Source organism: Anabaena sp. WFMT (genome assembly GCF_051781005.1).
GTDB lineage: Bacteria > Cyanobacteriota > Cyanobacteriia > Cyanobacteriales > Nostocaceae > Anabaena.
Genome location: NZ_JBPWOA010000053.1, coordinates 38,247 through 50,206, shown reverse-complemented (window position 1 = coordinate 50,206; position 11,960 = coordinate 38,247). Strand labels below are relative to the sequence as shown.

The following is an 11,960-nucleotide window of genomic DNA, read 5'->3' as shown; positions in this document are numbered from 1 at the left end:
TCAGGTTTATTTTTATGCCAACTGTGTTTGTTATGTGCTGACTTGCGAGTCTAGTAGAGAGTCACTGAGAACACTAGTTTAAGTTATAACATTGTTGAAATCTTGGCATTCATCTGGGAAATACTGAATTTTGAAATTCATATCTATCAAATTGTAGCATCTTCCCGGTAATTTCACGTAAAAAAAAGAATTTAAGTTAGGTTCATAAAGTTATTATTAACATGACAAGTATAGAATACCCAGATTGTCAAGAAAAGATATCACTGTAGAAATTTTTATTGTGATACATCATAATTGGTACAGTAAAAGCGTATACACAGTTTCTATATACTGAATTTTAAAATTAAAATATTACGTCATCCAAAACCCTTGCAGAGACTTTCTATGGAACTTCTCTACATTTTTTTCGGAGATTTCTATTTTAGATAGATGCAATGCTTCAGTTAAGTCTGCATTTGAAAAGTTTGACGTTTCAGTTAAGCAAATTAATTTCTATTATACTAAAAACAGTTCACAAGTGTCATTCTGATAGCGCAGCGTGGCGTATGACTCCTGCGTCGTCACGCTACGCTCAGTATGACATAAGTCCAGATTTTACCAGTTTGCAGTATAATAACGCCAAAACTTATATTGAAGACTAGTGAACAGTATAGGATTTAGGAATAAAACCCGATTAAGAAAAAACTATGGGTTTCAAATTAGACGCGGTTTAGTTATATTGTTGGTTGTTAATGGTGGGTTACGGCTGTACCTAACCCACCCTACGATAGGGCTAATATTTTAGTGTTGGTTGAGGTTGATACCGGCTTCTTTTGCCATAGCTTCTAAACCTTTTGTATCCAGGGTTTTGATAGCTTTGGTAGACAATTTCAGTTTCACCCAACGATTGCCACCTGCCCACCATACCCGCTTATTTTGCAGGTTGGCCTGTTGCAGACGCTTTGTGCGACGATGGGAGTGGGAAACTGCCATTGCATTATTAGCTTTTTTACCAGTGAGTTCACAACGACGGGACATAACAAAATATCTCCAGATTATTATTTGAGTACAACCTTTTTATTTTAGGCGCTTTACAGCAAAAATTAGGGTTTGTGATTTGCTAGATCCTCTCCTTCTTTGTAAAACTCAGCCTGATTTGTAGTTGTGCTAAGGCGTGAACACTCAACCAACAGTCTAAGAGGATGTTTGAAAAAGTAAGAAAAAGGTATATTTTGTCATTCTGAGTGGAGCAGAGGTTCCGAAGGAAAGCAACGAATCTCCTCTATTGTCCGTTAATTTGTGAGATGCTATAGCCTCTAGCAGGCTCTGTGTTGGCATTATCCGTACACTTCATTGGTACTGCATATCTGACAGGAAGCAAGCTACAGCATGACATCTCACACTTCTCAGACATCCTCTAATTCCTCGAAGCGATTGTTTCTCAGTTTCTTTCTCTAGAAGTAGCTGCTATTTTTTTGACTACGTTAATTATTTCAGGAAAAGCAATTTTTACTAGTGCTATCAACATGACTCGTCTCTGTTTGAGTACAGATGGGTCGTTCTTAACACATTTCCACCAGAATTGTGTAGCTTTCCAACTTTGCTGTAGTTCCACTGGTGTTTCTAGAGCTTTAAATAAAAGGTATTTATATAGATAAGAAAGACTATATTTTTTTAGGTGTTGTAAAGATGCAGCCTTTGGGTGAGCAAAAAATCTTTCAATAACTTTCAATGTTTCTACTTCTTGTTTTTTCAAGTTAGCAGACATTGAATTTGGAGATATTCGATATAATATTTGTACTTTCTCGACGCAAGCAAATTCATAGTTAACTGCTAAACGCAACCACATATCTCTATCTTCTGAAGCTAAAAGTGATTCATCAAAATCACCAATCTCTTTGAAAACCTGAGTACGAATTAAAGGATTAGAACCATTCTCTAAAAAATTAAATAGTAAAAGCTGCTCAAAAACTTCTCCATTAGCTATTATTCTACGACCTGATTTGCATATTTTTCCTGATTCATTTATATAATCAGTCCAGCTATAAGCTACAGCAGAAGCAGGGTTTTCTCGTAAAACTTGCCATTGAGACTCTAATTTATCAGGTGTCCATAAATCATCTGCATCAATAAAGGAAATATATTCGCCACTAGCGTGGTAAATTCCCCGATTCCGACTAGCGGCTAAACCTGCATTAGTGTATGTAAATATCTGTATTCGTGAATCCGCAATACTTTTAATAATTTCTAGTGTTGAATCATTTGAACCATCATTTATTACTATAATTTCTATATCTTTAAAGTTCTGGGTGAGGACTGATTCAATAGTTTCTCTAATTGTTTTCTCACCATTATAAACGGGAATAACTACAGAGATCATGATTATATTTTGCTAATTTACTTAGCAATTTAACTAAACAGTTTTTTCATATCCTAAGAAAGTACTGGTATTTGAGAAACGAGGAAATTTAGTAAACAATACATTTACCCAAATAGGAGGAAGTAAAGTCATTACCAAAAGTTTCAAAGTTGCTTTCCAAATTATAGGTTTTATTAAAAGGCTAGGATCTGTAATGACAGCTATCAATATAAACCTGGTTGTAACTAAGGTATTTTGTTTTCCAGGAGATGCATCTAAAGCCTTGTAACAGAGATATTTGTAGAGATTAGCTATTGCTTGTGGTTTGAGATTTTGATAAGATTCAGCTTTCTGATGAGTGAAAGCACGGTGAATAACCTGTAGGTTTGATTTCTCCAGTCCTAAAATGTTAGAGGACATAGAATTTGGCACCATACGATATAAAATTTGAGCTTTTGGTACGCAAATAAAATCTGTGATTGCTGATAAGCGTAACCACATATCAGTATCTTGAGCATTTGTTAAAGATTCATCAAAACCACCTACTAAAGTAAAGATATCTCTGCGAATCATGACATTGGACCCACTACCAATAAAATCATCTAACAATAGCTTCTCATAAACATCACCCATCCAATAGACAGAGGAACATTTGCGTAAAAATTTTCCATTCTCATCTATACGATGACTCCAACTATAAACAACTCCAGCTTGAGGATTTTCTTGAAATGCAGTGTATTGTGATTCCAGTTTATCACGAGTCCATAGGTCATCTGCATCTAAAAAAGTAATAAATTCACCACAGGAATGATGAAAACCCCGATTACGATTAACTGCAACATTAGCTCTTGGGTAAGAAAATATTTTGATTCGGGGGTCTTGGATATGAGAAACAATTTCTAGTGTTGAATCACTTGAATCACCATTAATAATGATTAACTCAAAATCAGTAAAAGTTTGTTCTAAAATACTATGAATTGTCTCTTTTATTGTAGTTTGTCCATTAAAAACAGGAATTATTACAGATATTATATTGGACATAAATTATCTCACAGTAATTTTAGGTAATTGCTAATTTTTAAACGAAATAAATAGAAAGGACTAATTAGAGTTGCCTTTAGACGTTCCATCTGATAAGCAGCAGCAACATGGCTATTTAAAACTTCTCGATAACGAAAATAATGTAATATTACCTTGCATAAATCACTTACTAAATAAATTAAAAAAGCAAAAGGTCTTTGCCACCATGATAGTGATAACATCCTTAAATAAAATCTGCCTAAACCAATAATTTTCATCAACCGCATCAGATAAGTTTTCTCTAATCGTGATGATGGGATGACGTGTTCAATCTCCATTGCTGGGTTATACCAAATTTCCCAGCCGCCATTATGAATATACAATAATGCTTCTGAATCTTGACCAGTTGCCATCCAAGATGTTCCCGCTCTACCAAGTAAAACTAGCTGAGAAGGAACACATTGATTCCAAACGTCCCGACGAACAACTAATCCAGCACCAGGAGGAAGTCCTGTTTTGCGTGGTTCATATATCAGAGGTTCTGAGCCTCTATCGACAAGAGCCAAATAAAAAATGATTGATTGAATTTCTGCTGGTGGCTTGGTTTCAAATGCACCATAAATTCTGCTACCGAATGCACCTGCTTTTGGATGTTCTTGTGCAAATGTGTATGCAGATTTTACCCAGTTTAGCGCTGGTAGATTATCATCATCTAAAAAGCTAATTAGTTCTCCTTTAGCTTCTTCTACACCTTTTTGTCGGGCGAAAGAACATCCTTGTTGAGTTTCAAAACAGTAGCGCAAGGGTACAGGATGATTCCAGTTCGCTTGATATTCTTGAATTACTTTTTCTGTAGCATCTGTGCTGTTATTATTGACAACTACAATTTCCCAGCTAATATTTTCTACTTCTCTTTGATTTCGCAATTTTTCCAGAACTTCGGGTAAACGAATTGCTCCGTTGTATGTGGGAATAACCACAGTAAAATCTATAGACATGGTAATAGGTAATTTTTAAAATTTGTATCTTTTGCTTAATTGACCCTTTTAGGAGACGTGCGCCAACGGAAGGGTAATAATTTACTTGTACATAAGTACATACAAGCTAGAATATTCACGCTCTGGCAAATTAGTAGATGTACACCAGCATATCATACTTATAATCATTACAATATACATCAATTTTACACTTAGACATGGATAAACAGCGACTAAAAAAACTGCTAATTGGTGATTTTACCTGGAAACGGATGCTCAAATCTTTAATTTTCATCTACACTTTGTTTGCCGTCTATGTATATTTTCGGGCAGATAGTATGATCTTTCTGCCTCAACCGTCTAGCTATGAAGATACAAAAGACATTATCAAGCTGAAGACGAGGGGAAAACAGCAAATTTCAGCAGTATATTTACCAAACAATCAAGCTAAATACACAATTCTTTATGTCCACGGGAATGCGGAAGATTTGGGAGATATCAAAGAAATATTAAAAAAATTACGCGATTTAGGTTTTAGTGTCTTTGCTTATGACTATCGCGGCTATGGTACGAGTGAAGGAACACCTACAGAAAATCATGCTTATCAAGATATTGAAACTGCTTACAATTATTTAATTGAAGATTTAAAGATTAAACCAGAGAAAATTATTGTTTTTGGGCGTTCAGTTGGGGGTGGTTCAGCAGTAGATTTAGCGGTACGAAAACCTGTAGCGGGTTTAATTCTTGAAAGTGCTTTTACTTCAGCTTTTCGGGTTGTTGTACCTTTCCCAATTTTACCTTTTGATAAGTTTACCAATTTGGATAAAATCAAAAAAGTAAAATCTCCTGTGTTGGTGATACATGGTAAATCAGATGAAATTATTCCTTTTGCTCATGGTAAAAAATTATTTGCTGCTGTCAATTCACCTAAACTTTATTTGTGGGTAGAAACAGCAAATCATAATGATTTATTTTTGGTTGCAGGAGATAATTATGGAAAGATTTTGCGCGAGTTTAATGATTTACTTTTGAAACATTAGACTTTATTTCCAATTACAGACTAAAGCTAAAAAATCTTATTTTAAAAAATAATTACTCCCCCTAATTCTTGCATCATCTCTTCTAGCAGTTCTTCTATCATATCCTCTCTCGATGAGCGCAAACTTGGGGGACCTGCAAGAAATTCTTTAATAGTAATTTTCTGTTCTCTAAAATCTTTGATAAAATCACGAATATCAACAATGATATTAATCTGAGATTCTAAAGTTTCTAACATTAAATCAACAGAATTAATTCCTTGTTTTGCGGCTTTGCGAGAATCAGAAACCATTGTTCCTTCAGGGGTATTTTTAGCTAGACGTAGTTCTTGTTTTAATTTCTCATATTGAGTTTTAAGAATTTCATTCTGTTGTTCTAGATTGTTACATCTACGAGTTAAATCATCTTCACTATTGCTATCAATAGATTCTCCTAATTGATGCTGACGTTCAATTTCTAAAAGTCTTGCTAAGTCTCCTTCTTGGTAGGCTTTATTGATTTCTTTCATGATTTCTGTATGAGACTTATGAGTTTCACTGTCTTGTACTTTATCTGGGTGAAAGATTTCTGCTAACTTCAAAAATGTCTGCCGAATTTTTCTGGATTCTTCTGTTCTGCTTGCGGAAGTAGACTCTGCTTCATGTTGTGATTCCCAATAGTGATGACGACCTTGATTATTTTTATTTTCGTCATTTTCTTCTGGGTTTTCAAACAGTTGATCTAGTTCTGTATCGTCGTCTTCTTGTTTGGCAGATTTGGGGCTGATTATCCCGGACATTTGGAGATTTAAATAAAGTCCTTCTATATGTTTCTGGGTTTGTTTACCAAATTTTCTAGTAGTAAAAATTTCCTTGAAAAGTGCATGAATTTCCTGATCGAGGTCTGCCATTTTTTTGAAGCAGGGGGTGGCTTGATGAAATACCTCTGTGGCTAAAGAACGCATTTGTTCTACAAAGTTATTTAGTTCTGTTCGCTTTCTCTTAATCTGTTTGAGTAGTGATTGGTGTTCTTTTTCTAATCCTTCTAAATGGATATGTAGTTCAGAAAGTGCAAGTAGAGGTACTTGGTTGGTAGGAGATGCAGACTTGGTTTTTCTAGCCATGAGAAATGTCAGTAAGTTTAAGGTTTACAAGATTGCTGTGAGTGGACAGGAGAAATTATAATTATTTAGTGAATTGATATTTTTACTTTACTATTTTTTGAATGGGTAATTGTGTGAATGAAATTTAATCTATCTAATGGACTATTTCATCTCCTGAGCTACTATTTTAGCAAAGGAAGGCAGAGCCTTCTAGAATTCATTCCCATACAGAGTATGGGAACGAGAATGTGGGGTATAGGAGAATTCTTACGAATTAGATAGAATTTCTCAACTGTGATTCTGATATCCAAGCACCGTGGAAACCATAGGGTACTCGTTGAGGAATGATGACTCGTGCGACAGGTTCGCTGGTGACATCTTGAGCATTTATTACTATTAATTCGGAAGTTTCTGAATTTTGATCATAAACAAAGGTTATAAGCCAGCCATCATCTTCTGTAGTGGCATGAAGACGGGGTGCAAATACTGCTTCACCGCCATAGCGTCCTTGTCCAAATTCATGGGTTTGGGATTTGCCATTACTGAAATTGTACTTAATTACCCCTTCAAATAAAGGTACAGGACTGTTGGCCATTTTTCCAGCGTAGCCATATTGGGTTTTTCTTCCTAAAGCATTTTCGTTAATGCGAGGAAATTCGGCTGGTACATCGTCTAGCATTTCTTCTTTGACTACACCTGTGCTGAGGTTAAAGCGCCAACGGTGTAGTAGGGGTATGTCTGCTGTGGGATCTGTTGATTGACTCATTAAGACGTTTGTGGAACTCATGCGACAAGCGATAAGTACTACTTCGTCTTGGTTTTCGTAGGCGTTGAGGATGTGAAAGATAAAGCAGGAGGGAGTTTCAAACCAGCGGATGTTGCTGTTATCTCCGTGACGTGGGACAATGCCAAAACGACTGGGGCGATCGCTCTCAAACATCATCATCGGTTCTCCCTTTTGCATTCGTTCTGGGCTGAATGTCAAAGGTAAATCCATGAAGATCGTGTAATTTTCAGTTATGGCAAAATCATGCATCATTACTCCCATTGGTATGTCAATGGGGACGGTTCGCAATAACTCTCCTTGGGCTGAAACTACGCTATATTGCAGGTATGGTGGGGCAAATGAGTAGCCAAAGAACATCATTTCTCCTGTCACTGGGTCTACTTTGGGGTGAGCAGTAAAAGGAGAAACGAGTTGATTATTGTAAGTATATTCACTAATGGTTTCTAATTGAGGAAGTTGGATATTATGCGGCGCACCTCCTTCCCACACTGCTAAAAATTGTCCGGCGTGCCATACTAACGCAGTATTAGCTGTATTTTTCCCCGGTCCGTGGGGGTTATCCATTTGAGGTGGTTCTAACATTCCACTCCAGACAGCTTTACCCGCTTCATGTTCAACATTCCATCCTCTCGTGCGGACGTAGCGATTGCGATAGGTGGCTTTACCGTTGCTGATTTGCACGCCATGTAACATTCCATCACCGTCAAACCAGTGATACTGTCCTATAGGTGTATGTTGGGGGTTAGGGCCATTACGGACAAACATCCCGGAAAGATCGGAGGGTAATTCACCGATAACTTTTAGGCTGTCTGTGGTGATTTCTTGACGAACTGCGGCAAAATTGCCATCAAGATACGGATTTACTGCGGTGGTGAGCATTGTTAATATTGAGTTTTATTACGGCACTTTCTTTAATATAATTGAGCAAAGTGAGCGTTGGCTCTTTTTCCTGGACAGTAATACGGTTATTCTCTGAATATTGAGACTGCTAAATTCAAACTCAGTGAGAACATACCGTGAGCCTAACTCTCTATCTACTCCGTCATGGACAAACAGAATCTAGTCGTATGAATGCCTATTGCGGTGCAATAGACTCAGAACTCACCTCTGACGGTATAGAAATGGCAAATGCTTTTGCAGCTGCTTACAGTTCTACCCACTGGAAGGCAGTTTTTTCTAGTCCTATGCGACGAACTATAGCGACAGCGAAACCTCTATGTACAGCCATAGGAATGCAACCTGAACTGCGAGATGGTTTGAAGGAAATTAACTATGGTCAATGGGAAGGTAAAACCCCAGAAATCATCAGCCGTGAATATCATGATGATTATATCCGTTGGTCGGCCGACCCTGCTTGGTATGCTCCCACTGGTGGAGAATTAGCGGTAACAATTGCTTCTCGCGCTATGCAAGTAATTGAAGAAATTAAGCATCTTTACGACGATGGTAATGTTTTAGTTGTTGCTCATAAGGCAACTATCAGAATCATTCTTTGTAGTTTATTAGGAATTGATGTGGGACGCTTTCGTTATCGTTGGGGGTGTCCAGTTGGGTCTTTAAGTATTGTCCAGTTTACAGATCATGGGCCAATGTTACAGGCTTTGGCTGACCGGACTCATTTAGATGATAGATTGCGGAATTTACCAGGAACTTAACAGTTATAGTCATTCTTGCTTGAATGCAATACAATCGGGGGTTGGGAAACCCATTGGTGTCAACTTCACGTAAAAGCCTTGTAAAAACTGGGTGTCATTCCTTTTGTCTTCTTGTTCCCCTACTCTGTATGGGAATGAATTTTAGAAGGCTCTGCCTTCATGAAAGTAGAGGCAGAGCCTCTGTGATAGCATTCCCAGTCAAAGACTGGGAACGAGATAACGAGATAAAACTTAAAAGTTCAGTAGTTGAACAAAATGTAAGAATTCAGGAGTCAGGAGTCAGGAGTCAGGAGTCAGGAGAAAGAAGAATATTTTTCTCTTCTGTTAGGAGTTCCCTGCTATATCAAACATTCTGTATCCTGAATCCTTACAACAAAATTAAATTCATTGCTGGAGACTTTGAACGGGGAACAAGAAAACAATCTGCATAATTAATTCTGTCTGAGTACTTATAGAGGTTTTCAATTCTCTAAATTAATTTCATGCTAGGGAAATATTTTTAGCTGTTTCTCTAGCTTTTTATTAAAAACGCCGCAAAACAAAAGTATATTATTTAAGTAGTAGCGTAAATTTAAGATAAGAAAATATCTGGAAGTGCCAGGTGATTTTATGTTTATTTTCGATTACAGCAAGAAACCCATTTATCTAAAAAGTAAAATATGAAGGTGGACTCTAAGGTGAGTAGTATTGATAATTATACATTCTCTTTTGCAGGAGAAGCCACAATTCCCCAAGCTCCTCCTGAATTTAAATCAGGTTTTATCGGCATTATTGGTCGTCCTAATGTCGGTAAATCTACTTTAATGAATCATTTAGTCGGTCAAAAAATTGCGATTACATCACCAATATCCCAAACTACACGGAATCGGTTACGCGGCATTTTAACTACGGAAGCAGCACAGTTAATTTTTGTAGATACTCCAGGAATTCATAAACCCCATCATCAATTAGGGGAAGTATTGGTAAAAAATGCCAAGCTGGCAATTGAGTCAGTTGATGTGGTGCTGTTTGTCGTTGATGGTACAGTGGCTTGTGGTGGAGGCGATCGCTATATTGCTGAATTACTCAGTCGTAGTCAAACCCCTGTGATTTTGGGTATAAATAAAATCGACGAACAACCATCAGATTTCCAAAAGCTAGATGATAGTTACACCCAGTTAGCTGCTGAACATCAATGGCAAATGGTCAAATTTTCTGCCAAGACTGGGGTAGGATTACTAGAATTGCAAGAATTATTAATTGGTAATTTAGAAACAGGTCCGTTCTACTATCCACCTGATTTGGTTACAGACCAACCCGAACGGTTTATTATGGGGGAATTAATCAGGGAACAGATTTTGCTGTTGACCCGTGAAGAAGTACCTCATTCAGTTGCGATCGCAATTGATTTAGTTGAAGAAACCCCAGCTATTACCCGTGTACTCGCTACCATCAATGTTGAAAGAGATTCCCAAAAAGGAATCCTGATTGGTAAAGGTGGCACAATGCTTAAAGCGATCGGTAGTGAAGCTCGTCAACAAATTCAAAAGCTAATTACTGGCAAAGTTTATCTAGAATTATTTGTCAAAGTCCAACCAAAATGGCGACAGTCAAGAATCAGGTTGGCAGAATTGGGGTATCGCGTGGAAGAGTAAGAGATTGGGGACTGGGGAGGCAGGGAGCAGGGAGCAGGGGGAGAATAATTTATTATTACGAATTACGAATTACGAATTACGAATTAATGCTGATGTACTCGCTCTAGCAAGAAGATAGAACCCACCGTCCCCACAAAATGAGCCGCAATAGCATTGACATTTGCCACTGCGACAAACACATCCATAGCGCGAATAATTCTGTAAGGGTCGGTAATTGCTACTCCTGGGGGTTGGGATACAGATTTGGCTACCAGCACACTCACTGTAGCTCCTGCACCAAAGATGCTTAATAACATCCCTAGCAAACCTACTATGATTCCCAGTCGGATAGCTCTAACTGTTTGTGCCTTACTAGGATGCAAGGTGGGATTAGGATTTGCTAGGCGTTTACCGAAGCGTGTATAACGATAATTCCAAAAAATACTGAAAAGTAGTACTAAAATTCCCCAAACACACCAAAATATCCCAACTCCTATACCAGTATTTGGTTGTTGAGCAAAATCACGACCAGTAATAGTAAATAACAAAGCCAAACCACAAACCATCGACAGAGCCAATTGAATCCAGAAAGTAATCCAACCGGTGAGACGAATAGTTTTGGCAATATCTTCTAGTTTTGGTTTTAGTGCAAGCGATGCTTGGTGCTGACTGTGCGATCGCTTTTCGGGTTCTATTTCGTGCGATCGCACTTCAGTTTCATCAGTGTGCATATTCATTACTGGTTGCACGGGATATCTTCTATTTGTAAAGGTTAGTTCCATTAGCTAACTCTCTACCCCCATCTCCAGACATAATTACCGCCAAATATTAAAGCAGAAGGTAGGAAGAATATAAATATTCCTTCATCTTCGCCAATATGTACAATTAACCACATCATTGACTGATAATATTACTGTATCAGTCCTCTTGAAAATCAGCGCCAAGGATCGGAAGCTATGATTAAATCTTGGATGGTAATCGGGGGTGTGGCTTTTTTAGTTGCCTTAGGGGCTAACCAGATTACACCTAGCGATCGCCAGTGGTTCAGGCACTTACAAAGACCCAAATGGCTTACTTTTGAGGCCGCAATTCCATTAATCTGGACAGTAATATTTATTTGTGGTGCTTGGTCAGCTTATATTATCTGGGAACACAGCCCAGGTACTGGTGTAACTTGGTTAATGATGATTTTATACCTACTTCTGGAAATATTTACAATTGCTTACACACCTGTAATGTTTCGGTTTCGCAGTTTAACGGTGGGTACAATTCTTGGGGGTACAGGTTTTATGATCTGTCTTTTAGTAACCATAGCAGTATTACCTGTTTCTGTTTGGGCTGCATTATTACTAATTCCTTATTTACTGTGGAGTCCCATTGGTACATATACAACTTGGGAAATGATTCACCTCAATCAACAAGATGCGTAAAAATTGTCGTTATAAAAGCAT

11 protein-coding genes are annotated in these 11,960 nt (G+C 37.6%); 4 read left to right on the top strand and 7 right to left on the bottom strand.

Annotated elements, in window-relative coordinates:
* Nucleotides 1-780 precede the first annotated feature (780 nt).
* The 4 genes from rpmB to hpsE all read right to left on the bottom strand — a co-directional run bounded on the left by rpmB (nt 781) and on the right by hpsE (nt 4,356).
* Nucleotides 781-1,017 carry a 50S ribosomal protein L28 gene (gene rpmB / locus ACSQ6I_RS25855; RefSeq protein ID WP_438893097.1) on the bottom strand — a complete coding sequence of 79 codons (237 nt, stop codon included), beginning with the start codon at nt 1,015-1,017 and terminating at the stop codon, nt 781-783.
* A 403-nt stretch (nt 1,018-1,420) separates the two neighbouring features.
* Entirely contained in the window at nt 1,421-2,359 is a 939-nt protein-coding gene (locus ACSQ6I_RS25850) for a glycosyltransferase (RefSeq protein WP_438893096.1), read from the bottom strand.
* Nucleotides 2,360-2,392: 33 nt separating this feature from the next.
* A complete protein-coding gene (locus ACSQ6I_RS25845) occupies nt 2,393-3,379 on the bottom strand; it encodes a glycosyltransferase (RefSeq protein WP_438893095.1) in 987 nt (328 codons plus the stop codon).
* A gap of 8 nt (nt 3,380-3,387) precedes the next feature.
* Nucleotides 3,388-4,356: a hormogonium polysaccharide biosynthesis glycosyltransferase HpsE gene (gene hpsE / locus ACSQ6I_RS25840; protein ID WP_438893094.1), complete on the bottom strand. Its 969-nt coding sequence runs from the start codon at nt 4,354-4,356 to the stop codon at nt 3,388-3,390.
* Between the two features lie 197 nt (nt 4,357-4,553).
* On the opposite strand from hpsE, the gene ACSQ6I_RS25835 reads away from it, so the two are divergent.
* A complete protein-coding gene (locus tag ACSQ6I_RS25835) occupies nt 4,554-5,375 on the top strand; it encodes an alpha/beta hydrolase (RefSeq protein WP_438893093.1) in 822 nt (273 codons plus the stop codon).
* A gap of 41 nt (nt 5,376-5,416) precedes the next feature.
* On the opposite strand, the gene ACSQ6I_RS25830 is transcribed toward ACSQ6I_RS25835, so the two are convergent.
* Together ACSQ6I_RS25830 and ACSQ6I_RS25825 are read right to left on the bottom strand one after the other, a co-directional pair.
* Nucleotides 5,417-6,475: a J domain-containing protein gene (locus ACSQ6I_RS25830; protein WP_438893092.1), complete on the bottom strand. Its 1,059-nt coding sequence runs from the start codon at nt 6,473-6,475 to the stop codon at nt 5,417-5,419.
* 253 nt (nt 6,476-6,728) lie between these two features.
* A complete protein-coding gene (locus tag ACSQ6I_RS25825; RefSeq protein ID WP_438893091.1) occupies nt 6,729-8,120 on the bottom strand; it encodes a carotenoid oxygenase family protein in 1,392 nt (463 codons plus the stop codon).
* A 137-nt stretch (nt 8,121-8,257) separates the two neighbouring features.
* Between ACSQ6I_RS25825 and ACSQ6I_RS25820 the strand changes: the two genes are divergently transcribed.
* The gene (locus ACSQ6I_RS25820; RefSeq protein WP_438893090.1) at nt 8,258-8,896 is read left to right on the top strand and encodes a histidine phosphatase family protein; all 639 of its coding nucleotides are present in this window, start codon (nt 8,258-8,260) and stop codon (nt 8,894-8,896) included.
* Between the two features lie 659 nt (nt 8,897-9,555).
* Complete coding sequence (gene era, locus ACSQ6I_RS25815) at nt 9,556-10,530, top strand: GTPase Era (protein WP_438893089.1); 975 nt, start codon at nt 9,556-9,558, stop codon at nt 10,528-10,530.
* Nucleotides 10,531-10,613: 83 nt separating this feature from the next.
* Here era and ACSQ6I_RS25810 read toward each other — a convergent pair whose 3' ends face one another.
* The gene (locus tag ACSQ6I_RS25810; RefSeq protein WP_438893180.1) at nt 10,614-11,240 is read right to left on the bottom strand and encodes a DUF3611 family protein; all 627 of its coding nucleotides are present in this window, start codon (nt 11,238-11,240) and stop codon (nt 10,614-10,616) included.
* A gap of 225 nt (nt 11,241-11,465) precedes the next feature.
* On the opposite strand from ACSQ6I_RS25810, the gene ACSQ6I_RS25805 reads away from it, so the two are divergent.
* Complete coding sequence (locus tag ACSQ6I_RS25805) at nt 11,466-11,939, top strand: TspO/MBR family protein (RefSeq protein WP_438893088.1); 474 nt, start codon at nt 11,466-11,468, stop codon at nt 11,937-11,939.
* Nucleotides 11,940-11,960 lie beyond the last annotated feature (21 nt).